Raw genomic sequence first — 23,545 nt, 5'->3', positions numbered from 1 at the left:
TGATATCAGCCGATATGGGCTTTGTAGGCGGCCTCATCCAGGAGGCTGTCGAGCTGGCTTTCGTTGGCGAGCTTCATCTTCCAGAGCCACCCGTCGCCGGTCGCCGCCGAATTGACCAGCGAGGGGTCGGCCGACAGCGAGCCGTTGGCTTCGGTGATCTCGCCGTCGACCGGCGCGTAGACGTCCGATGCCGCCTTGACGGATTCGACGACGACCGCGGTGTCACCCTTGGCGAGCTTGCGGCCGATTTCCGGCAGCTCGACGAAAACGAGATCACCGAGCTGCTCCTGCGCATAGTCGGTGATGCCGACAGTGGCGACGCCGCCTTCGACGCGCAGCCATTCATGATCTTCGGTGAAATAGGTCTTTGCCATCTGGAAATCATCCTTTGCGGTAGCGATGTGGGGTGAAGGGCAGGGCGGCGATGTCGACGGGAATTTTCGTCCCGCGGACGTCGGCGAAGAGTTTCGTGCCGGGCTTGGCCAGCGCGGTGTTGATGTAGCCCATCGCGACCGGGTGTCCGGTCGAAGGGCCGAAGCCGCCGGAGGTGACGTGGCCGGCCGGGTTGCCGTCGGCATCGACGAGCGCCGCGCCGGCGCGCACCGGCTGGCGGCTGTCGGGCTTAAGGCCAACACGCTTCTGCGGGGCCCCGCGATCGAGGATCGAGCGCAGCGCATCGGCGCCGATGAAATGGCCGGCGGCGCGGACCTCCTTGGGGATTGCCCACATCAGCCCGGCGCTGGCTGGATCGATCTCGGGCGTCAAATCCTGGCCGTGCAGGCAGAGCCCGGCCTCGAGGCGCAGGCTGTCGCGGGCGGCAAGGCCGATCCATTGCACGCGCTCGTCTTCCAGGAGTTTGGCGACGAGACCGCGGGCATCCGCCTCCGGTAGGCCGATCTCGAAACCGTCCTCGCCGGTATAGCCGGAGCGGCTCATGAACCAGTTCTGGCGCGGCTCGATGCCATGCATGAACAGCAGCGAGCCGGTCTCGATGCCGGCCCGCGCCAAAGCCGCCCAGGCGTCCGGACCCTGGATCGCCAGGAAAACCCGGTCGAGCGGCTCGACCTTGGCGTCGAAACCGGCGGCCAGAGCGCGAAGATGCTTCTCGTCCTCGACGGCGTTGCCGGCGTTGGCCACGACCATGAAGCGGTCGTCGCCAAGGCGGGTGACGATCAGGTCGTCTATGATGCCTGCCGCCTCATTGAGGAAGAAGGTGTATTTGGACTGCGAGGCTTCCAGCGCGCCGGCATCGAGCGGGCAGGCGCGGTTCAGCAGCGCCGCCGCACCCGGACCGCTGACCGCAAAAAGCTTCATATGCGAGATGTCGAACAGGCCGGCATGCTCGCGCGTGTGAAGGTGCTCCTTCATCACGCCGGGTGGGTAGGTGAGCGGCATCGACCAGCCGGCGAAGGCGCCGAAACGCGCGCCGGCGGCCTGATGCAAATCCTCGAGGGGTAGGTGTCTGGTGTCTTCGCCTGTCATGTCTTCTCCAGAGTCGCACGGCAATCGACCGCCAATGGCGGCCTAGTCGTGCCCCTCTGTCTGAAGCCTGAGAGACTCGCGCCCCGTAACCCTGTCGGCAGCGCTTACACCTTCGGCGCGGGAAGATTCCCGACTTTCCAGAGTTGTCTTTCCCGTCCACGGTTCTTTTGCCTGAGAGATTTCGGGCGATTTCCCCTTCGGCGACAGCTTGCGCTGTTCTCTCCCGCAAACAGGAAGGACTCAGTCGCCTGAGCCCTCGACGCGCAATCCATAGCCCGTCGGCGACACGTTGTCACCTCCCAGCGACATCTTAGGCGCGTTGATATTCAGGTGAGGCCGGCCCCTTCCAAACTGCAGCACACCTTCGGCGACATGCATTGGCCGACAAGCCTTCGCTAACCACGCCATTTGCCGGTTTCTCAAGATACTTCTGATATACCCGCCGCATGACGCATTAAGTTCGCCGGCAACAGGCGACGGGCAGGGGCAGATGGGCGAATTGATCATGAGCGCTCCGGTGGCGGGGCTGACCTCGAAGAACAAGATCACGGCCGAGGACGTGACGATGCTGCGGCGCGAGGTGTTCGCGGACGGCGTGGTGAGTCGCGGCGAGGCCGAGGCGTTGTTCGCGCTCGACCAGACGGCTCGCGACAAATGCGGCGAGTGGGCGCCGTTCTTCGTCGAGGCGGTGACCGACTACATCGTCCACCAGGAAAAGCCGGAAGGCTATATCTCGCAGGAAAACGCCGACTGGCTGGTCCGTACCATCTCGCGCGACGGCATGGTCGACAGCCGCACCGAGCTCGAGTTGCTGGTGCATGTGCTGGAGGAGGCGAAATCCTCGCCCAATCAGCTTTCGGCCTATGCGCTGGAGCAAGTCGCGCATGCGGTGATCGACGGCAAGGGGCCGCTGATGCTCGGCGGCGAACTTGTGCCCGGACTGATCGCGAAAGCCGAAGTCGATCTCCTGCGCCGCATCCTCTATGCCTATGGCGGCGACGGCAACATCGCCATCAGCAAGGCCGAGGCGGAGGTCCTGTTCAGGATCAACGACCGGGCCGCGGCCGCAGACAACGATCCATCGTGGAATGACCTCTTCGTCAAAGCGATCGCCAACTATGTCATGTGCTCGGCAGGCTACGAACCGCCGACGCGCGAGGCAGCACTTCGCCATGAAAACTTCCTCGACGAGGCGGCGCCGACGCTTGGCGGGTTCTTCAGCCGCATGGTCTCGGGCGGATTTTCCGCGATCCTCGAGGCCTATAATTCCCCTGACAACATCGAGGCCGAATGGGAAGCCAGGAACCGGGCCAGCGAGGCGCTCGCCCGCCGCGCCGAGACCATCGACGCCGACGAAGCCCAATGGCTGGCCGAGCGCGTCGGCGGCGGCCAGCGGCCGCTGCGCGACAACGAACGCGCGCTGCTGACGCTGATCAAGCACGCTTCGCCGGAAATCCATCCGGCGCTGAAGCCGCTGTTGGATAAGGTCGCCTAGGCGTTTCCTCGAAGTGTCTTGCAGAGGATGATGTTGGAATGGCCTTCGGGCCATCCCGCCAGTTCGGCCATGCGCTCGAAGCCGGCCTTTTCGTAAAGGGCCGGCGCCTGGAAGTCGTGTGTCGACACCCAGATGCGTCGAACGCTTCGCGCGGAAGCCTCGGCTATGAAGGCATCGAGCAGCTTGCCGCCGTGGCCAAGACTTCGATGAGCCTCATCGACCCACATCAGCTTCAATTCGGCGATTCCCGCCCAGGAATAACCCGCGGCGATGCCGATCGGGCATCCGGCTGTGTCCCGCAGCAGAAAGACCAGGCCACGATCATCGTCGCAGCCTGTCAGACGCCGGTTGTGACCATCGAGACGTTCCTCGATGGCATCAAGTTCGGCCGGCGCAAGATCATGCTCGGCCAGCAGGCGAGGAACCATCAAATCCCGCCATACCAGTCGTAGCCATTGTCTTCCCAGTAGCCGCCGCGGCCGCCGCCGACATTGGCGAAACTGTCGACCAGCTCGATCTTGTAGAGATATTTCGGCATCTTGTAGCCAAGCTGGCGTTCGACCCGCACGCGCAGCGGCGCGCCGTTCTCGACCGGCAGCGGCTTGCCGTTCAGGCCATAGGCCAGGATGGTCTGCGGATGGCGGGCGTCTATAAGATCGATCGTGCCGTAATATTTGATGTCGCCGGACAGACTTTGTTCGATCGTGTCGAGGCAATGGAACATCACATAACGCGCCTGCGGCTTCACCACCGCCTGGTCGAGCACCAGCGATAGCGGCGTGCCGGTCCATTTGGCGATGCAGCTCCAGCCCTCGACGCAGTCATGGCGGGTGATCTGGGTGCGGCTCGGCATGTTCTGGAGCTGCTCTCGGGTCAGCGACAGCGGTTTTTCGACAAGCCCGGTTACCTCCAGCCGCCAGTCGGAGAAATTGTTGGCCAGCAGGCCCTTATAGGTGTCGTCGTCGGGTGCGGTGACGCCGTTCGGCCGCTGCGGCTGGCGGATATCGGCTTCGGTGAATTCGGGCGCCAGCGCGTCGCGTCCGGCAAGCAGGCGCTGTGCGCGGTAGGTCAGGCCGTTGGCGTTTTCGAGGAAGCTGCGCAGGCCGCCGCCGATACCGAGACCGCTGTCGAAGGCATCGCAGCCGGACAGCGCGATACCTGACAGGCCGAGGCTGCTGGCGGTCAGGAACTTGCGGCGGGTGATCTGAAACTTTGCCATCTCAGACGCTCCTCTCGGTCGGCTGGTCGTGCTCTGCGGGTGGGTCGGTGCGGTACCAGCCGGTGATGATGGAGCGCAACTCGTTGATCGGGCCGGCGGCAAGGATCATCAGAATGTGGATGATGAAGAAGCCGACCAGAAGCAGCATGATCGTGAAGTGGATGGTGCGCGCCGTCTGCCGACCGCCCAGGATTTCGTTGAGCCAGGGCAGCACCGAATCCATGCTCGGCGACATGGCGAGGCCGGTTATGATCATCAGCGGTAGAAGCACGAACAGCACGCCGCCATAGGCCATCTTCTGCAGCGTGTTGTATTCCCGCGTGTGATGGAACTTCAGCTTGGCGTGGTCGACGATGTCGCGCGGCAGCTTGCGCAGATCGGACAGGCGAGGGGCGAGATCGCGGCGGACATGGCCGTTGATCAGGCCGGCGATCAGCCAGATCAGCAGCGTCGCGCTGAGCACCCAGGCGAAAAAGAAATGCACGACGCGGGCGGTGCCGAGATCGTAATAGGAGGGGATCGTCGCCCAGGAAGGGAAGGCGCGCTGCGTCTCCTGTCCCGGCGGGCCTGACCAGCCGAGCACACCGGTGGTGTCGAAGCGATGGCCGAAGATTTGCGTGAAACCGCGCGGACCGTTCGCGGTGTTCTCGGCGCCAATCTCTAGGATGGTGTTGTGAAACTCGAAGCCTGACTGCTTGCCGATATAGAGTTGCGGCCGCGCGTTGAAGATCTGCAGGCCCGAAAGCAGCATGAAGAACAGCGAGAAAGCCCAGATCCAGTGAGTCAACCGCGTCCAGCGCGATTGCCGATAGATGAGGGTCGTATCGTTGCCATCCGCCTTGGCGGCGGATTGGTTGTTGGCAGCAGTATCCATCTTGCCTCCGGCCGCCTCATGGAGGCGGCTTCTCAGGTCATTGTCTCCCCCTCAATACGTCGCCGCACAAGGCAATGTTTCATGCGATCACGGATTTATTACGGGAGCGCCGAGGCCGACCGCGAGATTGACTGCCGCGGCGACGATCACCGTGTTGAAGAAAAAGGTCAGGATCGAATGGACGAGTACGACCATGCGCATGTGCGAGGTGGTGATGGCCGTGTCGGCGGTCTGCGCCGTCATGCCGATCACGGTGGCGAAATACAGGAAATCCCAGCCTTCCGGGCGTTTGTCGCCGGGAAAATCGAGGCCGCCGACCGGCATCTTCTTTTGCGTTTTCTCGTCAACCTCGTCGCCGTCCTTCCAGTAAACATGCGCATAGTGCAGCGACGCCATGGCGTGGATCGTGAACCAGCCAAGCGGGATCGACAGCATGGCAAAGCCGAGTTGCCAGGGGTGCGCGGCGTCTTTCTGGTTGATCAAAAGAAACAGCGAGACGATGGCCGCGACGACGACGAAGAGCGTGACGGCGAAGATCAGCAGCACGGGCATGTCGGTGGCGCGCGCGTTCTTGCTGAGATAGCGGCCGGTAAGGCTGGGCATCAGGGCCAGCACCAGGCCGATATAGCTCACAAAGAACACGTTGGCGCCGATGGAGTAAGGCAGCGGCCAGCGCAGCAAAAGGGCAAGCAGTAGCGCGACGATGCCGATGGCCGCGGCCAGGGCGAATTGCATATGCCGATGCATCGGCGTCTTCAAGGATGTGTCGTCACCCATGGCCCGGCCTTCTGGAAGGCGTTCGGATCAGTCCGGTGTGACGGATTTCAAGGCGCGCCGCAAGATGCGGTCGAGTTCGCCGAGAAACTGCGACCTATCCTTCGGCGTGAACGAGGCGTTGAAGCCCCGGCTTTCGCCGGTTTCGCGCAGATGCTGCTTCAAATCGCGCATCGCCACCGCCATGCCGATGGTCTCGGGCGTGAAGGGACGGCCGGTAGGCCCCAGCACATGCGCGCCGAACGCGACCGTGCGCGCGGCAAGCGGGATGTCGGCCGTCACCACGATGTCGTTGGCCCTTGCGTTCTCGACGATCCAGTCGTCCGCGGCATCCGCGCCCTTGGAGACGACGACGTTGCGGATCATCGGATCGCGCGACGGCCGCAGGCCGCCATTGGAGACATAGGTGACGACGACGCCATGACGCTCGGCGACCTTCTCGACCTCGGCTTTCACCGGGCAGGCGTCGGCATCGACATAAATTTGCGGGCGAATGCGCTCTTGGGGAGCCTGGCCTTCAATCGCGTTCATAGGGCGTGAAATTCAGGTTATAGCCGCGCGGCTCATCGCCGGGTGGTTCCGCAGGCTCGGTATCATAGACATAAACGTTGCCGGTACAGGTGAAACCTAGGTGCTTGCCGATTGCCCGCGCCATGTCGATTGCCTGATCGGAATCTGAAGCCCAGGCACTCATTCCGAAGAATGCCGGACCAAGTCGGGTCTCGAAGTCCGTATTAGGCGCCGTCACATCGCCGTCGGCCAAGATGGTGAAATGACGAAATTGCGTTTTCGCTCTTCCGTAGCGGAGCTTCAGCTTCCAGTTCTTGACGCCGCGAAGATCCATGGAGCGCTTTGTAGGTAAGAAGGGCCGGTCTGTCGACCAGCCCTCCTTACTCTGAATTATGCCGGCAGCGCGCCGGACTTCTTGGCGGTCCAGGTGGCGATGTAGTCCATCAGGCCGGGGTTGAGGCAGTCATAGGGTTCGAGCCCGATCGACTTCAGCTGAGCGCGGATGCCGTCCATGCGCTTGGGATCGACACCGGATTCGATGATCGAGGAGACGAAGGCGGTGAAGCCCGGCGGCGACCAGCCGTCCTCCTCGAAGCGCTCGGGATGGATGAAGGACAGGCCCTTGAACGGATGGTCGCGCTCGACCGGGCCGTACATGTGGACGCCGCAGCCGGTGCAGGCATGGCGCTGGATCAGCGCCGAGGGATCGACCACCTTCAACTTGTCGCCGTTCTCCGTGACGGTGACGTCGCCGCTGCCGGCAACGGCCACGACCGAGAAGATAGCGCCTTCCGGCTTCCAGCACTTCGTGCAGCCGCAGGCATGGTTGTGGGCGATCTGGCCCTTGACCTTCACCTTCACCGGCTTGCTGGTGCAGAGGCAGACGAGCGTGCCGCCGGCAAAACTCGCGCTTTCCTTCGGCAGGCCGTTGTCGATCGAGTGATGCAGTTTTTCCGCCATTCCTACTTCCTCCCATGTTTCGGTCATGCCGACGCTGTGTCGATGACCACCTCATTTTCCATGAAATGCACCTTCAGCAAGTGATGCACCTCACTCAGGCTCCTCTTCAAAAATCTGCGCCGAACGAGATAGGTGATTTCGTCCAAGGCACGGTCGATCTCCTCCAGATCGACTTCAACCTGTTTGCTCTCCCGAAAGCTGCGCCACAGATCCTCGCCAAAATTGCGTATCCGGTGGATCGTCGACTGTTCCCAATCGACGAAGCGTATCCGGACACGGACGGACACCTAGTAAACCACGACGCTCCGGATCGACTTGCCCTCATGCATGAGGTCGAAGCCCTTGTTGATGTCTTCGAGCTTCAGCGTGTGGGTGATCATCGGATCGATCTGGATCTTGCCCTCCATGTACCAGTCGACGATGCGCGGCACGTCGGTGCGGCCGCGCGCGCCGCCGAAGGCGGTGCCCATCCAGGTGCGGCCGGTGACCAGCTGGAACGGGCGCGTCGAGATCTCCTGGCCGGCGCCGGCGACGCCGATGATGACCGACTTGCCCCAGCCGCGATGCGAGGCTTCCAGCGCCTGGCGCATCACCTTGGTGTTGCCGGTGCAGTCGAAAGTGTAGTCGGCGCCGCCGATCTGGTCGGCGCCACGCTTGGTCATGTTGACCAGATGCGGGACGATGTCGCCGTCGATCTCCTTCGGATTGACGAAATGCGTCATGCCGAATTTCTCGCCCCAGGGCTTCTTGTCGTTGTTCAGGTCGACGCCGATGATCATGTCGGCGCCGGCAAGGCGAAGACCTTGGATGACGTTCAAGCCGATGCCGCCGAGGCCGAAGACTATCGCGGTCGCGCCTTGCTCGACCTTGGCGGTGTTGATCACTGCGCCGATGCCGGTCGTCACCCCGCAGCCGATGTAGCAGATCTTGTCGAAGGGCGCGTCGGGATTGACCTTGGCCAGCGCGATCTCGGGCAGCACTGTGAAGTTGGAGAAGGTCGAGCAGCCCATGTAATGAAAGAGCTTGTCCTTGCCCATCGAGAAGCGCGAGGAGCCATCCGGCATCAAGCCTTGGCCTTGGGTAGCGCGGATGGCGGTGCACAGATTGGTCTTGCGCGACAGGCAGGACGGGCACTGCCGGCATTCGGGCGTATAGAGCGGGATGACATGGTCGCCCTTCTTGACCGAGGTCACGCCCTTGCCGACATCGACGACAACGCCGGCACCCTCATGGCCGAGGATCGCCGGGAACAGACCTTCCGGATCGGCGCCGGACAGCGTGAACTCGTCGGTGTGGCAGATGCCGGTGGCCTTGACCTCGACCAGCACCTCGCCTTCGCGCGGCCCTTCGAGGTCCACCTCCATGATCTCCAGCGGCTTTCCGGCGGCGACGGCAACGGCGGCACGCGTTTTCATGAGGCATTCCTCCCAAGCGATTTGTAAGTTTTAGCTAACGGCAAGCTGCCCGTGGCGAATGCCAGCCTGCCATCCCTTCAGCCTTGTGGGTAACATTAGCGAGTTCCGCGCTGGCGGCCAACGTCTCTTGCGACGTTTTTCGGCGCGGTTTCTGCAATCGGCATCGGCCGGGAAGGCCAATCCGCGGACACTTGAGGCGCGCCGGAATTATCCATAGAACTGGACCGCTTCGCCGGAGGAACGACATCCGAATGTTCAAGAAGATCCTGATCGCCAATCGCGGCGAGATCGCCTGCCGCGTGATCAAGACGGCGCGCAAGATGGGGATTGCCACCGTGGCGGTCTATTCGGATGCCGATCGCGATGCCGTGCATGTCGACATGGCCGACGAAGCGGTGCATATCGGCCCGCCGCCCGCCGCGCTGAGCTATCTCCTGCCTGAGAAGATCATCGCCGCCTGCAAGGAAACCGGCGCTGAAGCCGTGCATCCGGGCTATGGCTTCCTGTCGGAGCGCGCCTCTTTCTGCGAGGCGCTCGAGAAACAAGGCATCGTCTTCATCGGGCCGAAACCCAAGGCGATCAAGGCGATGGGCGACAAGATCGAATCGAAGAAGTTTGCCAGCGAGGCCAAGGTCTCGACCGTGCCGGGCTGGCTCGGCGTCATCGAAGACGCCGACCATGCTGAAAAGATCGCCGGCGAGATCGGCTATCCGGTGATGATCAAGGCCTCGGCCGGGGGCGGCGGCAAGGGCATGCGCATCGCCTGGAGCAAGGCGGAAGTGCGCGACGGCTTCGACCGGGCGCGTTCGGAAGCGAAAAGCTCCTTCGGCGACGACCGCGTCTTCATCGAAAAATTCGTCGTCGATCCGCGTCATATCGAGATCCAGGTGCTGGCCGACGCGCATGGCACGGCGCTTTATCTCGGTGAGCGCGAATGCTCGATCCAGCGCCGCAACCAGAAGGTGGTCGAGGAGGCGCCGTCGCCATTCCTCGACGCCAGGACCAGGAAGGCGATGGGCGAGCAGGCGGTGGCCCTGGCCAAGGCCGTCGATTACCAGAGCGCCGGCACCGTCGAGTTCATCGTCGACAAGGACAAGAACTTCTATTTCCTTGAAATGAATACGCGTTTGCAGGTCGAGCATCCGGTGACCGAGCTCGTCACCGGCATCGACCTGGTCGAGCAGATGATCCGCGTCGCCGCCGGCGAAAAGCTCGCGATCAAGCAGAGCGACGTCAAGCTGAACGGCTGGGCGGTGGAGAGCCGCCTCTATGCCGAAGACCCGTACCGCAACTTCCTGCCGTCGATCGGCCGGCTGACCCGCTACCGGCCGCCGGAAGAAGGCACATTCGGCGACATCGTCGTGCGCAACGACACCGGAGTCACCGAAGGGTCCGAGATCTCGATGTTCTACGACCCGATGGTGGCGAAGCTCTGCACCTGGGCGCCGACAAGACTGGAAGCGATCGACGCGATGTCTGAGGCGCTCGATAGCTTTGTCGTCGACGGCATCGAGCACAACATCCCGTTCCTTTCGGCGCTCATGCAGCATCCGCGTTGGCGCGAGGGGCGGCTGTCGACCGGCTTTATCGCCGAGGAATATCCGGACGGCTTCGCGCCGGTCGCGCCGGACGGCGAGGAGAGGGCGGTATTCGCCGCCGTCGCAACGGCGATCGAACTTTTGCGCCGCGACCGGCTCGACCGCCTGAGCGGCCGGCTGGCCCCGCATTCCGGCCATCTCAAGCGCGACTGGGTGGTGAAGATCGGCGCGGAGTATCTTTCGGCCGAGATCGTCGACGGCATGATTTCCATACCGATGGAGGTCGATCTGTCGATCGACGGCGGCAAGCCGCTGACGGTTGCCTCCGACTGGCGGCCGGGCGACGCGATCTGGCAGGGCACGGTCGGCGCCGACAAAGTGGCGGCGCAGATCCGTCCCATGCTGAACGGTTTGCGCATCGCCTGGAAAGGCATGTCGGTGACGGCGCGCGCCATGCTGCCGCGCACCGCGGAGCTCGAAAGGCTGATGCCGGAGAAGGTGGCGCCCGACACTTCGAAGATGCTGCTCTGCCCGATGCCCGGCCTCGTCGTCTCGATCGCCGTCGCCGAAGGGCAGGAGGTGAAGGCCGGCGAGACGCTGGCTGTGGTCGAGGCGATGAAGATGGAAAACGTGCTGCGCGCCGAGCGCGACCTGACCGTCGCAAAGCTCAACGCCAAGCCCGGCGACAGCCTGGCGGTAGACGCCGTGATCATGGAATTTGCCTGAGCCTGTGCACAGTCTATCGCTGGACTCGCAAGACGCGCTCCCGGACAATACATCTCCACCGATGTTGAGTCTTTCGAGCGACACGAGCCCCCATGGCGGATGAACGACTTCCCCGCGACCCGTTGCAGCGCGAAGCGGCCTTGAAGACCGCGCCGCCCGAAACGCCGGCGCGCACCTTCATCCATTTGCGCGTGCACTCGGCTTATTCGCTTCTCGAAGGCGCGCTGCAGCTCGGCGCGATCGTCGGCCACGCGGTCAAGGACGAGGCGCCGGCGATCGCGGTGACCGACACCAACAATCTGTTCGGCGCGCTCGAATTCGCCCAGAAGGCGGTCAAGGACGGCATCCAGCCGATCATCGGCTGTCAGATCGATCTCGCCTTTTCCGGTGAGGCGAGCGACGGCCAGCGCGACCGTCGCCGCCATGGGCCGGAGATGTCGCCGATCGTGCTGATCGCCGCCAGCGAGGACGGCTACAGCAATCTCGTGCGGCTGATCAGCAAGGTCTATCTGGAGACGCCGCCCGGCGAGCCGGTGCATCTGACCAGCGCGGCGCTGGAGGGCAAAAGCAACGGGCTGATCTGCCTGACCGGCGGGCCGCGCGGGCCGATCGGCGCCGCGCTGAAAGCCGATCGGCGCGACCTCGCCGAACAGCGGCTGCTGTTCCTCAAAGGCCTGTTCGGCGACAGGCTCTATGTCGAATTGGAACGCGTCGCCGGCTATGACCGCATGGTCGAAAAATCGACGGTCGACCTTGCCTATACGCATGAATTGCCGCTGGTCGCGACCAACGAGTCGTTCTTTTCCAAGCGTGACGACTATGAGGCGCATGACGCATTGATCGCCATCGCCGAGGGTTCAGTCGTTGCCGCCGACAACCGGCGGCGGCTCGCGGCGGACAATTTCCTGCGCAGCCAGGCCGATATGGCGCGGCTCTTCTCGGACCTGCCGGAAGCGATCGACAACACCGTCGAGATCGCGATGCGCTGTTCCTATTATCCGAAGAACCGCAGCCCGATCCTGCCGCGCTTCACCGGCGCCGACGCCACCGACAAGGATGCGGCGGAGAAGGCCGAGGCGGCCGAACTCGCCCGCCAGGCCCGCGAAGGTCTGGATGCACGGCTTGCCGCGCACGGGCCGACGCCCGGCTATACGGTCGAGCAATATCGCGAGCGGCTCGAATTCGAGCTCGGCATCATCGAGAAGATGAAGTTCCCGGGCTACTTCCTGATCGTCGCCGACTTCATCAAATGGGCGAAGGCGCAAGGCATTCCGGTCGGACCGGGGCGCGGTTCGGGCGCCGGCTCGCTGGTCGCCTATTCGACCACCATCACCGACATCGATCCGCTGCGCTTCTCACTGCTGTTCGAGCGCTTCCTCAATCCGGATCGCGTGTCGATGCCGGACTTCGATATCGACTTCTGCCAGGACCGGCGCGAGGAGGTCATCCGCTACGTCCAGCAGAAATACGGGCGCGACCAGGTCGGCCAGATCATCACCTTCGGTACGCTGCAGGCGCGCGCGGTGCTGCGCGACGTCGGCCGCGTGCTGCAGATGCCTTACGGCCAGGTCGACAAGCTTTCCAAGATGGTGCCGCAGAACCCGGCCAACCCGGTCAAGCTGGCGGATGCGATCGCCAACGAACCGCGCTTCGCCGAGGAGGCGGAGAAGGAGCCGATCGTCCAGACGCTGCTCGACACGGCGCAGAAGCTCGAAGGCCTCTACCGCCACGCCTCGACACACGCCGCCGGCATCGTCATCGGCGACCGGCCGCTGTCGGAGCTGGTGCCGATGTATCGCGATCCGCGCTCGGACATGCCGGTCACGCAGTTCAACATGAAATATGTCGAGCAGGCCGGCCTGGTGAAATTCGACTTCCTCGGCCTGAAGACGCTGACCGTGCTGGAAACGGCGGTGAAGCTGATCCGCCGGCGCGGCGTCGACATCGATCTCGCGACGATACCGCTCGACGACAAGGACACCTACGCCATGCTGTCGCGCGGCGAGGTGGTCGGCGTGTTCCAGGTTGAAAGTGCCGGCATGCGCAAGGCGCTGATCGGTATGCGGCCGGACTGCATCGAGGACATCATCGCGCTGGTGGCGCTCTATCGCCCCGGTCCGATGGAGAACATCCCGACCTACAACGCCAGAAAGCATGGCGAGGAGGAGATGGCCTCGATTCATCCCAAGATCGACCATCTGGTCAAGGAGACGCAAGGCGTCATCGTCTACCAGGAACAGGTGATGCAGATCGCGCAGGAGCTGTCCGGCTATTCGCTCGGCGAAGCCGACCTTCTGCGCCGCGCCATGGGCAAGAAGATCCGCGCCGAGATGGACAAGCAGCGCGAGCGCTTCGTCACGGGCGCGGTCGAGCGCGGCGTCTCCAAACCGCAGGCCGACTTCATCTTCGACCTCCTGGCCAAGTTCGCCGACTACGGCTTCAACAAGTCGCACGCGGCCGCCTACGCGGTCGTCTCCTACCAGACCGCCTATCTCAAGGCGCATTACCCGGTCGAATTCCTGGCGGCGTCGATGACGCTCGACATGAGCAACACCGACAAGCTGGCCGATTTCCGCCAGGACGCCATGCGCCTTGGCATCGAGGTGGTGGCGCCGTCGGTCATGTCGAGCTTCCGCCCCTTCGAGGTCGGCGAAAACAAGATCTTCTATTCGCTGGCGGCGCTGAAAGGCGTTGGCGACGCGGCGGTCGAACACATCGTCGAGAAGCGCGGCGAGAAACCGTTCAAGAACCTTGCCGATTTCTGCGAGCGGGTCGATCCGAAGATCGTCGGCAAGCGCGTCTTCGAAAGCCTGATCATGGCCGGCGCGCTGGACTGCTTCGGGCATGACCGCGCCCAGATGGTGGCGGGTGTCGAGCGGATGATGGGGCTTGCCTCGCTGGCGCAGCAGAACGCCATCTCTGGGCAGGCCGACATTTTCGGCGCTTCGCTCGGCAGCCAGTCGCAGGCGCTCAACCTGCCGGCGACCGATCCGTGGCTTGCCGCAGACCGGCTGCACCGCGAGTTCCAGGTGGTCGGCTTCTACCTCTCGGCGCATCCGCTCGACGAGTACAAGGCAGCCCTCCAGAAGATGCGGGTGCAGAACTGGGGCGAATTCTCGGCCGCGGTCAAACGCGGTGCTGCCGCAGGCCGGCTCGCCGGCACCGTCACCACCAAGCAGGAACGCAAGACGCGCACCGGCAACAAGATGGGCGTGGTGCAGTTTTCCGACACGACGGGCCAGTACGAAGCGGTGCTGTTCTCCGAAGGGCTGGCGCAATATCGCGACATGCTTGAGCCGGGACGCTCGGTGGTGATCACCGTTTCGGCGGAAGACAGGCCGGAAGGCATCAATCTGCGCATCCAGACCGTGCAGTCGCTGGAGGATGAGGCCAGCCGCATCCAGAAGGCGCTGCGCATCTTCGTGCGCGATTCGGGACCGCTCGGCACGCTCGCCAACCAGCTTTCGGTCAAGGGCGAGGGGCAGGTAAGCTTCGTGCTGATCAAGGAAGCCGGACAGGGCGAGATCGAGATCGAATTGCCCAACCGCTACCGCATCTCGCCGCAGGTTGCCTCGGCGATGCGCGCGGTACCCGGTGTGGTCGAGGTGGAACTGGTCTAGAGCGTTTCACCGTTTCACGGAAACGGCGAACCGCTCTATCTCTTTGATTTAAAGCAATTCCGGACGGAAAACCGATCACACTTTTCCTGGAATTGCTTTAGCTCAGGGCGTTGCCGCTTCCGCCTCCGCCACCTGCGATGTTTTGCGCTGCAGGTTGAGCAAATTGCCGGCCAGGATCAGCGCCGCGCCGCCGGCGGTGAAGACATCGATCTGCTCATGATAGAGCAGCCAGCCGACCAGCGCCGACAGCGGCACGCGCAGGAAATCCATCGGCGAGATGAGGGTGGCGTCCGCGTAGGCCAGTGCGCGCGCCATGCAGAAGTGCGACGACATGCCCGTAAAAGCGATCACGACGATCCATGGCCAAAGCGCAAGCGGCGGGCTGCGCCACTCGTAAAGCGCTGGCAGCAGGCCGAGCACCGACTGGATGATCAGCATCCAGAAGATGATGCGCACCACGCTTTCGGTCCGCGTCAGCGACTTTACCATGACCACCGAGGTGCCGAAGCAGACTGCGGCGCCCAGCACGATGAGCTGCCCCGGATTGACCGAGCTGACGCCTGGACGCACGATGATGATCACCCCGATCAAGCCGATCACGATCGCCGCCAGCCTTGGCCTGGAGAGGCGTTCGCCAAGAAAACCGACTGCGAAAACCGCCGTCCAGATCGGCGTGGTGAACTCGATCGAGATCAGCACGGCGAGCGGGATAAGCGTCAGCGCGTAAAGCCAGGCAGCCTGGCCGGTATAGTGGATGACGTTGCGGGCGAGATGGGCGAATGGGCGCCCGGTGCGCATGGCGGCAAAGCCGCCGTTCGTCATCACCAGCGGCAAAAGGATGAAGAAGCCGATTACCGAGCGCAGTTCCAGCACCTGGAAGACGTTCAGTTCGGCCGTCGTCTCGCGGCCGGCAACCGACATCCCCAGGAACGAGGCAATTGACAGAGCCATCCAGAACGCGGCTTTTGGGATCGAGGGAGCGGGTGCCATTGGCGCTATCTCGCAAGCCAGGGCTCCTGCCGCAACCCATAGTGGCGGCATTCGACTGGGCCAGCCGGAGGGTTAGCCTCCGGCGAGCGACAATCCTTTGGCGCGCTCGCGCAGCAGGTCGAGCAGCTGGTTGCGCCGCGGTTCCGGCGTGTCGACGGGCAGCACGAAGCAAAGCGTCCGGTTGATGGCGCCATGGCCGTCGCGGATGGGGGCGGCCATGCACCAGGTGAAGCGGTCGGCAAGGGCCGAGGTCTCGCTGAAACCCTGCAGACGCGCGCGCTCGACATCGGAAAAGAAGTCCTGCGTCGCGACGGTGCGGCCATCCGGCAGCTTGTAGTCGTCGGCCGGAATGAAGCTTTTGAGCTCAGCCTCGTCCATATGGCCGACCAGCAGCCGCCCGGACGCCGTCCATGGGATCGGCACCTCGACGCCGACATCGCTGGAGATGCGGAACGGGCCGGGCGAGTCGCGGCAGTCGAGCACGACATATTTGTTGCCGCGCAGTCCGCAGAGCTGAACGGTCTCGCCGGTCTCCGCGGACATCTTGTCCAGGGTTTCGAGAATGCGGCGATAGTGCGCGTTGTGATGCGAATAGGCCCAGCCGAACAGATGCATCGCGCGGCCGAAATAGACATAGCCCTCGGAGCCGACAGTCTCGAGCATTTCCGCCTCGAGCAGGCTGTTGACGATCTCGTAGGTCGTCGAGCGCGGCGCGCCGATCATCTTGGCGAGGTCGCCGACGCGCACCGGCGCGCGATGTTTCAGCAGAGCTTCCAGCAGCATGATGACGCGGTCGATGCCGCGGCGCCGCTCGCCGCCCTGCGGCTGCGCGCTCGCTTCGATCAGATCGCTTGCCCCATCAGTCATACCAGCCGCCCATGATCATTTTTCAGGCCCTCGTCTCAAGACGCTTGAAAGAAGTCAAGGCTGAGTCTAGCATCCGCTTTGTCCGATATACAGACACAATGTCTGAAATACCGGACAAACTAACGAGCCGGGCAGAGAAAGTCCAGACGAGAAAGCAGCGGTTTCCGCGATGCGGCGACCGAGGGTCTTTGTCGTCCCGACTTCGCGCGTCCGGACATAGCCACCAAGGGGAACCGTCATGAAGAAATCGTCGTTTTTCGCATCCGCCAGCGCCCTTTGCCTCGGTCTCGTCCTGGCCGTGAGCGCCGGCACCACGGCCAACGCGGCCGCCAACTGCATCAAGGGCGATCGCAAGCCGCCCTATACGATCGGCTGGGCCGACATCTATTCCGTGCCGACCTGGATGAAGCAGACGCAGGGCACGATCGAAGCCGAGGTCGAGACGCTGAAGAAGCAGGGACTTGTCGACAAGCTGGTCGTGACCGACGCCCAGGGCGACGCCAATGTGCAGATCCAGCAGATCCAGTCGATGATCGATTCCAACATCGATGCCATCATCCTGATCGCCGGCTCCTCGACGGCGCCGGCGCGCGTGCTGGCCGACGCCTGCGCCAAGGGTATCGCCATCATCAATTTCGACAGCCTCGTCGACACCGACAAGGTGACCGCCAAGGTCAACACCGATTCCTCGCAATGGGGCGACCAGGCCGCCAAGTTCCTGATCAACGCCATCGGCGGTAAGGGCAAGATCCTCATCCTCAACGGCCCGGCCGGGATTTCGGTCAGCGACGATCGCCGCAAGGGCGCCGACGCGGAGCTGAAGGCCCATCCCGACGTGAAGGTCCTGGCCGAGACGAACACGCCTTACAACGTCGCGCCTGCTCAGGAAGCCGTCACCAGCCTGCTCTTCGCCAACCCCGAGATCGACGGCATCCTGTCGCTCGGCGGCGCGCTGTCCGCCGGCGCGGTGCTGGCGCTCGACAAGCAGGGCCGCGACCAGGTGCCGATCACCGGCGAGAACGCGCGCCAGTTCCTCGAGCTGTGGAAGGAAAAGGGCCTGAAGAGCTGGGCCACCATGCAGCCGAACTGGCTGGGCGCCTTCGCCGCCTACACAGCGGTCCAGGCGCTGCAGGGCAAGGATGTGCCGGCCTTCGTCAAGATCCCGCTGCCGGTCATCGACAATTCCAACATCGACGAATACCTCGCCCGCGCCAAGGATTTCCCGGCTGACGGCTATATCTATTCGCCCTACGATGAGGAGCTGTTCAAGAAGCTGCTGGCGCAAAAATAAGCCGGAAGGGTTGTAGCATTGACAACCGTGGCTCCGCTCCTGGCCGCGCGGGGTGTGTCGAAGGCATTCTTCGGCAACCCGGTCCTGCGCGGCGTTTCCATCGCTCTCCAGCCGGGCCGCGTGCATGCGCTGCTCGGCGAGAACGGCGCCGGAAAGTCGACCCTGATCAACCTGTTGTCCGGCGCGCTGCGGCCGGACGGCGGGGAGATCGAAGTCGACGGACGCGCCGTGCCGCGCATGACGCCGGCGCTCGCGCGCCAGGCCGGCATTGCCGTCGTGCAGCAGGAGCTCAGCCTGACAGCCAGTCTTTCGATCGCCGAAAACGTCGGGCTGGGCGCCTATCCCAAACGGTTCGGCTTGATCGATTACAAGGAGCTCGCCGCGCGAGCGAAAGCCGCCTGCGCGCTGGTCGGGCTCAACGAGCCGCTGTCGACGCCCGTCGGGCACCTTGCGCTCGGGCGCCGGCAGATGGTCGAGATCGCCAAGGCGCTCTATCGCAAGCCGCGGGTGCTCATCCTCGACGAGCCGACCTCATCGCTGTCGTCCACCGAAACGAAGATCCTGACGGACCTTTTGGAACGGCTGCGTGGAGAAGGCATCGCCATTCTCTATATCTCCCACCGGCTGAACGAGGTGATGGCGCTCTGCCAGCATGTCACAGTGCTCAAGGACGGCACTTGCACGGCCGACCGTTCGCTGGTGGGAACCGACGCCACCGGCCTGGTGCGGCTGATGGTCGGCCGCGATCCCGGCGATCTTTTCCCGAAATGGCAGCCATTCGTATCAACGACCACGGCCATCTCCGTGCGCAAATTCTCGGCCGGCCTGATGCGCGATGTCGATCTCGACATCCGGGCCGGAGAAGTGCTGGGCATCGGCGGCCTGGTCGGGCAGGGGCAGGAGGATCTGCTGCTCGGGCTCTACGGCGCCATTCCAGGCAGGACTGCATCGGCGGTGGTCAATGGAATATCGGGCCTGCCGGGCGGTGTGCCGAAGGCCAACGCGCTTGGGCTCGCCTACGTGCCGGCCGACCGAAAGCGGGAAGGTTTGCACCTGATCCATCCGATCCTCACCAACATGATGCTGCCTGCCTTCGCCAGGCTGCCGGCACTGAAGCTGCGCAGCCGCAAGACCGAACGCGAGACGGGAAAAAGCCTTGCCGCCCAGCTTGCCATCAAGGGCGATCTGCAGCGGCCGGCGCAGGCGCTGTCCGGCGGCAACCAGCAGAAGGTCGCGCTGGCCAAATGGATGCCGCATGATCCGCTTGTGCTTCTGCTCAACGACCCGACGCGCGGCGTCGACGTCGAGACCAAGCGCGAAATCTATCTGATGCTGCGCACCTTCGCCGCCGCCGGCAAGGCCGTCGTGCTGCTCAGTTCCGACACGTCGGAGTTGGTGCATCTATGCGATCGCGTCGCCGTCGTGCGCGAAGGCCGCATCACGGCGACGCTGGAGCGAGCGGCGCTGAGCGAGGAGGCAATCGTGTCGGCGGCCATGGGTGCAGAGAAGCAGAAGGTCGCGGCATGAGCATCGTTCCTTCCGCGAAATCCACCGGCGCGCTCTACTGGCCGGTGCAGGCGCGCCGCAATATCGGCGTGCGCAGCCTGTTCCTCGTCGTGCTGGCATTCCTCATTGCCTATGGCGTCCTGTTTCCCGGCCTATTCGCCGCCTCCGGCTTCGCCAAGTTCACCCAGAGCTGGTTCCCGCTGGCGCTGGTGGCAATGGCGCAGGCGATCCTCATGCTGACCGGCGGCATCAGCCTGGCGATCGGCGCCACCGTCAGCCTGGGCGCCGTCATCGCCGCGACCACTATGGCCGGGCCGTTTGGCGTCGCCGGCGGCGCGGCCGCCGTGGCGCTGACAGGGCTGGGTATCGGGGCGGCGACCGGCTTCATTGTCGTCAAGCTACGCCTGCCGGCGATCGTGGTGACGCTTGCCGGTTCCTTCATCATCGGCGGCGCGGCGCTGTTGATCCTGCCGCGGCCGGGCGGCGCCATTCCGGCATGGCTCTCGGATCTGCTCGCCGGCGATACGCCGGCGGCGTTCGTGCTGCTCGTCGTCATCGTCCTGCTATGGAAGCTCTACCTCGCCACGCCGCTCGGCCTCAGCCTCTATGCTGCCGGCGAGAATCCGGTCGGTGCCTATCGCTCCGGCGTGCCGGTCGACGCGGCGCGCGTCGCCGCCTATGCGATCAGCGGATTGCTGTCGACGGGCGCTGGGCTGTTCGTCGCCGCGCAGACGGGCTCGGGCGATCCGGTGATCGGCACGGCCTTCACGCTGAACTCGATCGCCGCGGCGGTGCTTGGCGGCATCGGCTTCCTCGGCGGGCAAGGCACGATGCGCGGCGCGCTCGCCGGCAGCCTGCTGCTCAGCCTGATGATCAGCGTCATGTTCTTCCTCGGCTTCACGCCGGTCGCGCAATATGTCGCGCAAGGCCTGATCATCATCGGCGCCGTCGCCATCCCGCAATTCCGCAAGGTGTAGAAATGACAGCCTGGAACGACAGCGCCGGCGGCAAACGCGCGAGCGCGATCCTGAAAAGCCGGCCGTTTCTCACGCTCGCCATCGTCGCGGCCGTCTGGATCGTGGCGAGCTTCGTCTCGCGCGGCTTCGGCGCCTATGGTCATCTGCGCTACCTTGTCGAGCTCGGCGCGGTCATCGGCCTTGTCGCGGCGGGTCAGACCTTCGTCGTGATCGCCGGCGGCATCGACCTGTCGGTGGCTGCGATCGTCACCGTCAGCGCCATCAGCCTGCCGCTGCTGTCATGGCAGGCCGATCCGACCGGCCTCGTGTCCATCCTGGCGGTGCTCGTGCTGACCACGATCATCGGCGTGATAAACGGTCTGGGCGTGGCGTTGCTGCGCGTCCATCCGATGATCATGACGCTCGCCATGGCGACCTTCCTGCAGGGCCTTTTGATCATCATCGCCGGCGGCAGCGCCGTCACCGCCGAAAACCCGCTGGTCCATTGGCTCGGCAATGCGCGGCCGGCCGGCATTCCTGCGGGCATCATCCTGTGGATTGCGACCTCGGCCGTCGTGCTCACGGTCATGCACGCAACGCCTTTCGGCGCGCGCATCTTCGCCATGGGCGCCAATCCGCTGGCGGCTTCCTTGTCGGGCGTTCCCATGACGTCGACGACACTCGCCGTCTACGGCATCAGCGGCTTCACGGCGGGCCTGGCCGGCGTGCTGGTGCTCGGCATGAACGGCCAGGGCTATGTCGGGATCGGCGATCCATACCTGCTCGCCTCGATCGCCGCCGTGGTGCTCGGCGGCACCTCGATCCTGGGCGGGCTCGGCACCTATGCCGGCACGATCCCCGGGGCGATCCTTCTGGTGACGATCACCGCGCTGATCACCGTGGTCAATGCGTCGCCCGGCTGGCGCAGCATCCTGTTCGGTTCGCTGATCCTGGGCCTGCTGCTTCTCTCAGGCAGGGAGCAGGCGCGCCGATGAGATGTCGTCCAGCCGGTAGATGCGCCTTGCGTTGCCGAAGAACAGCGCCGCCTGCTCGTCCGCGGAAAGGTCGGCCGTGATGGCCTTGAAGCTGTCATACACCTCGTCGAACGAGGCATGCATTCCGGCGACCGGAAAGTCGGAGCCGAACATGGCTCGGCGGGCGCCAAAACAGTCGATGCAGTGCAGCACCACCGGCCGCAAGCTGTCGAGCGTCCAGTCATGATCGTAGGCGACGAGGTCCGAGATCTTGATGGCGACGTTTTCGCGCTCGGCGAGAAGCCGCAGCCCATCGCGCCATCTCAGCATGCCCTCGGCGTCGCGGTCGATCGGGCTGCCGCAATGGTTGAGGACGAATTGCTGGTCCGGGAACGATGCCGCGAGGCGCGCCGCGCCGGCCAGCTGGCGCGGGAACACCATCAGGTCGAAGGACAGCCCGTGCCGGGCAAGCAGGCCAAGGCCGGCGCGCCAGGCCGGATCGTCCATGATGCCGTCGCGCGCGGCGAAGCGGCGGGCGGGATCGGGATCCCAGCTCAATATCTCGCGCACGCCGGCGACGCGGTCGAAGGCGGCCTGCGCTTCGATGAGCGCCGGCGCATTCGGGCTAGCCAGCGGCACGTGGACAACATAGCGGGCGGCGACGCCTCGCTCCTTGTCCAGCGTCTCCAGCCAGCGCGTCTCGCCGACACTGTCATCGGCGGTCCATCCGGCTTCGACATGGACGGTGGCGACGACGTCGTGCCTCGCGGCGTCGCGCCGATAGTCCTCGGGAAGATAGTTCCGCCGCAGGCGATCAAGATCACCCAATCCACCACGCTCGCCCGCGGTTGCGGCGAGCCAGGGATGTCGGCCGAGGGAGAGATCCCACAGATGATGATGGGCGTCGACGATCGGTCCGGAGTACGGGCTGGACATAGGTTTCTCCGTGGCGACGGCCGGCGCCGGCGATCAGTCTGGAACGGCGAAAGGGTTAGCATCGGATGAGCGAGAACACACCCGGCCTGCCGCTTGCCGTGCATGAAAATTTCGTGCTCGACGACCGTATCCGCGGCGTGCCGCCGGGCACATCCGGCTTGGACAGCGGCCTTGTCGCTTCGCAAGGCTGGCATCCGGCCGACGGACGCATGGCCCTGCCGCTGCTCACGCTCGACGAGGCGGCCTTCACATCCAACCGCGACCTGTTCCTGCGCTATGCCCGCGAGCACGGCGCCAAGGTCGCGCCGCATGCCAAGACGCCGATGGCGCCGGACCTTGCCCGCTCGCTGGTCGAAGCGGGGGCATGGGGCACGACGGTCGCCGATATCAGGCAGGCGACAGTGATGCTGAAGGGCGGGCTGACGCGGCTGATCATTGCCAATGAGGTCGGCGGCGCTGGCGGCGCGGGCCGGCTCGCGAAACTGGTCGGCGCCTGGCCCGAAGCCGAGCTCTATGTGTTTGCCGACTCGGTCGTTGCCGTGGACGCGCTTGCGCAGACCTGGCGCGCCGATAGCGCTCTGCCGCCCTTGCGCGTCCTGGTCGAGCTCGGCGTGGCAAGGGCCGGCGCGCGAACCACGGCCGAGGCCGAGGCGATCGCCGATGCCATCGCGGCGACCGGCGGACGGCTCCAGATCGCCGGGGTCGCCACCTATGAAGGGGCTGCCGCCCAACCCGATCCGGTGCGAACCGACGAAGTCGTCTCCGCGTTGCTGGCCAATGTCGGCGACATGTTCCTCAGGCTTCGCGCCCGGGTCGGCGGTGAGGCGCCATTGATGGTGACAGCCGGCGGGTCAGTGTTCTTCGACAGGGTCGTCGCGCTGCTTCCTGCCCTTGTCGCCAAGGATCCCAATGCGACGCTGGTGCTGCGCAGCGGCGCCATCTTCTTCCACGACCACGGTGTCTACGACCGCTCGCTCGGCGCGGTCGACGCGCGAGACGGCTTCGCGATCGGCGGCGCCGGCGCTTCGGCGCGGCGTTCATTCCGCCCGGCGCTGCGCGTCTGGGCCGAAGTGCTGTCGCGGCCGGAACCTGGCCTCGCCATCTGCGGCATGGGCATGCGCGACGTCTCGTTCGACCAGGGTTTTCCGAAGCCGCTCGCCGTTTATCGCGCCGGTGAGCCGCTACCCGCCTCGCCGGTGAAGCCGCAAGTCATCAAGCTCAACGATCAGCACGCCTTCTTGTCGCTTCAGCCGGGCGACGACATCGCCGTCGGCGACGTCATCGAATTCGGTATCTCGCATCCCTGCACCTGCCTCGACCGCTATCGCGTCATCTTCGGCGTCGACGAAGGCGGGCGCGTCGCCCATGCTTTTCCCACCTATTTCGGCTGACCGGCCAAAGAAGAGAACCTC

22 protein-coding genes and 1 riboswitch are annotated in these 23,545 nt (G+C 64.5%); of the genes, 8 read left to right on the top strand and 14 right to left on the bottom strand.

Going from position 1 to position 23,545, the window contains the following annotated elements:
- Positions 1–5: 5 nt before the first annotated feature.
- Positions 6–374 carry a glycine cleavage system protein GcvH gene (gcvH, locus tag KVT37_RS00230; protein WP_217568505.1) on the bottom strand — a complete coding sequence of 123 codons (369 nt, stop codon included), beginning with the start codon at positions 372–374 and terminating at the stop codon, positions 6–8.
- Between the two features lie 7 nt (positions 375–381).
- Complete coding sequence (gcvT, locus tag KVT37_RS00225) at positions 382–1,482, bottom strand: glycine cleavage system aminomethyltransferase GcvT (protein ID WP_217568503.1); 1,101 nt, start codon at positions 1,480–1,482, stop codon at positions 382–384.
- 149 nt (positions 1,483–1,631) lie between these two features.
- Positions 1,632–1,718: riboswitch (glycine riboswitch) on the bottom strand.
- Between the two features lie 254 nt (positions 1,719–1,972).
- On the opposite strand from gcvT, the gene KVT37_RS00220 reads away from it, so the two are divergent.
- Entirely contained in the window at positions 1,973–2,977 is a 1,005-nt protein-coding gene (locus KVT37_RS00220; protein WP_217568501.1) for a hypothetical protein, read from the top strand.
- Here KVT37_RS00220 and KVT37_RS00215 read toward each other — a convergent pair.
- The 9 genes from KVT37_RS00215 to KVT37_RS00175 form a co-directional block, all read right to left on the bottom strand.
- Complete coding sequence (locus KVT37_RS00215; protein ID WP_217568499.1) at positions 2,974–3,405, bottom strand: GNAT family N-acetyltransferase; 432 nt, start codon at positions 3,403–3,405, stop codon at positions 2,974–2,976. The genes KVT37_RS00220 and KVT37_RS00215 overlap by 4 nt on opposite strands.
- On the bottom strand, positions 3,405–4,196 hold the full coding sequence (locus KVT37_RS00210) for a molybdopterin-binding protein (RefSeq protein WP_217568497.1): 792 nt from the start codon (positions 4,194–4,196) through the stop codon (positions 3,405–3,407). Before KVT37_RS00210 ends, KVT37_RS00215 begins: the two co-directional genes overlap by 1 nt.
- A 1-nt stretch (position 4,197) precedes the next feature.
- On the bottom strand, positions 4,198–5,070 hold the full coding sequence (locus KVT37_RS00205) for a cytochrome b/b6 domain-containing protein (RefSeq protein ID WP_217568495.1): 873 nt from the start codon (positions 5,068–5,070) through the stop codon (positions 4,198–4,200).
- 87 nt (positions 5,071–5,157) lie between these two features.
- A complete protein-coding gene (locus KVT37_RS00200; protein ID WP_217568493.1) occupies positions 5,158–5,847 on the bottom strand; it encodes a DUF1345 domain-containing protein in 690 nt (229 codons plus the stop codon).
- A 27-nt stretch (positions 5,848–5,874) separates the two neighbouring features.
- Positions 5,875–6,375, bottom strand: a complete 501-nt coding sequence (locus KVT37_RS00195) for a YaiI/YqxD family protein (protein ID WP_217568491.1) — start codon at positions 6,373–6,375, stop codon at positions 5,875–5,877.
- Positions 6,362–6,688: a hypothetical protein gene (locus KVT37_RS00190; protein WP_217568489.1), complete on the bottom strand. Its 327-nt coding sequence runs from the start codon at positions 6,686–6,688 to the stop codon at positions 6,362–6,364. Before KVT37_RS00190 ends, KVT37_RS00195 begins: the two co-directional genes overlap by 14 nt.
- Before the next feature lie 56 nt (positions 6,689–6,744).
- Positions 6,745–7,314, bottom strand: coding sequence for an S-(hydroxymethyl)glutathione synthase (gene gfa / locus KVT37_RS00185; RefSeq protein ID WP_217568487.1), 570 nt, complete (start codon positions 7,312–7,314; stop codon positions 6,745–6,747).
- A gap of 23 nt (positions 7,315–7,337) precedes the next feature.
- On the bottom strand, positions 7,338–7,601 hold the full coding sequence (locus tag KVT37_RS00180) for a hypothetical protein (RefSeq protein WP_217568485.1): 264 nt from the start codon (positions 7,599–7,601) through the stop codon (positions 7,338–7,340).
- Complete coding sequence (locus tag KVT37_RS00175; RefSeq protein WP_217568483.1) at positions 7,602–8,729, bottom strand: S-(hydroxymethyl)glutathione dehydrogenase/class III alcohol dehydrogenase; 1,128 nt, start codon at positions 8,727–8,729, stop codon at positions 7,602–7,604.
- A 251-nt stretch (positions 8,730–8,980) separates the two neighbouring features.
- Between KVT37_RS00175 and KVT37_RS00170 the strand changes: the two genes are divergently transcribed.
- Entirely contained in the window at positions 8,981–10,993 is a 2,013-nt protein-coding gene (locus KVT37_RS00170; protein ID WP_217568481.1) for an acetyl/propionyl/methylcrotonyl-CoA carboxylase subunit alpha, read from the top strand.
- Positions 10,994–11,085: 92 nt separating this feature from the next.
- A complete protein-coding gene (gene dnaE / locus KVT37_RS00165) occupies positions 11,086–14,613 on the top strand; it encodes a DNA polymerase III subunit alpha (RefSeq protein WP_217568479.1) in 3,528 nt (1,175 codons plus the stop codon).
- A gap of 102 nt (positions 14,614–14,715) precedes the next feature.
- Here the strand turns inward: dnaE and KVT37_RS00160 are convergent, their stop codons facing one another.
- Both KVT37_RS00160 and KVT37_RS00155 read right to left on the bottom strand, forming a co-directional pair.
- Entirely contained in the window at positions 14,716–15,603 is an 888-nt protein-coding gene (locus tag KVT37_RS00160) for a DMT family transporter (RefSeq protein WP_217568478.1), read from the bottom strand.
- Between the two features lie 72 nt (positions 15,604–15,675).
- Positions 15,676–16,470, bottom strand: a complete 795-nt coding sequence (locus KVT37_RS00155) for an IclR family transcriptional regulator (RefSeq protein ID WP_217568476.1) — start codon at positions 16,468–16,470, stop codon at positions 15,676–15,678.
- Positions 16,471–16,708: 238 nt separating this feature from the next.
- Between KVT37_RS00155 and KVT37_RS00150 the strand changes: the two genes are divergently transcribed.
- Genes KVT37_RS00150 through KVT37_RS00135 form a run of 4 tightly spaced genes read left to right on the top strand, consistent with a single transcriptional unit; the run spans position 16,709 to position 21,218 of the window.
- Positions 16,709–17,761 (top strand): ABC transporter substrate-binding protein, encoded by a 1,053-nt coding sequence (locus tag KVT37_RS00150; RefSeq protein WP_217568474.1) that lies wholly within the window; start codon positions 16,709–16,711, stop codon positions 17,759–17,761.
- Between the two features lie 18 nt (positions 17,762–17,779).
- Positions 17,780–19,288 (top strand): sugar ABC transporter ATP-binding protein, encoded by a 1,509-nt coding sequence (locus KVT37_RS00145; protein ID WP_217568473.1) that lies wholly within the window; start codon positions 17,780–17,782, stop codon positions 19,286–19,288.
- Positions 19,285–20,244, top strand: coding sequence for an ABC transporter permease (locus KVT37_RS00140; RefSeq protein WP_217568471.1), 960 nt, complete (start codon positions 19,285–19,287; stop codon positions 20,242–20,244). The genes KVT37_RS00145 and KVT37_RS00140 overlap by 4 nt, the downstream gene beginning before the upstream one ends.
- 2 nt (positions 20,245–20,246) lie before the next feature.
- Positions 20,247–21,218, top strand: coding sequence for an ABC transporter permease (locus KVT37_RS00135; RefSeq protein WP_217568469.1), 972 nt, complete (start codon positions 20,247–20,249; stop codon positions 21,216–21,218).
- Here the strand turns inward: KVT37_RS00135 and KVT37_RS00130 are convergent.
- Positions 21,192–22,133, bottom strand: a complete 942-nt coding sequence (locus KVT37_RS00130; RefSeq protein ID WP_217568467.1) for an amidohydrolase — start codon at positions 22,131–22,133, stop codon at positions 21,192–21,194. The two genes, KVT37_RS00135 and KVT37_RS00130, sit on opposite strands and share 27 nt — an antisense overlap.
- A gap of 65 nt (positions 22,134–22,198) precedes the next feature.
- On the opposite strand from KVT37_RS00130, the gene KVT37_RS00125 reads away from it, so the two are divergent.
- On the top strand, positions 22,199–23,524 hold the full coding sequence (locus tag KVT37_RS00125) for an alanine racemase (protein ID WP_217568465.1): 1,326 nt from the start codon (positions 22,199–22,201) through the stop codon (positions 23,522–23,524).
- Positions 23,525–23,545 lie beyond the last annotated feature (21 nt).

It is taken from the genome of Mesorhizobium sp. GbtcB19, assembly GCF_019091085.1.
Classification (GTDB): Bacteria; Pseudomonadota; Alphaproteobacteria; order Rhizobiales; family Rhizobiaceae; genus Mesorhizobium.
This window is presented reverse-complemented; position numbering and strand designations above follow the sequence as displayed.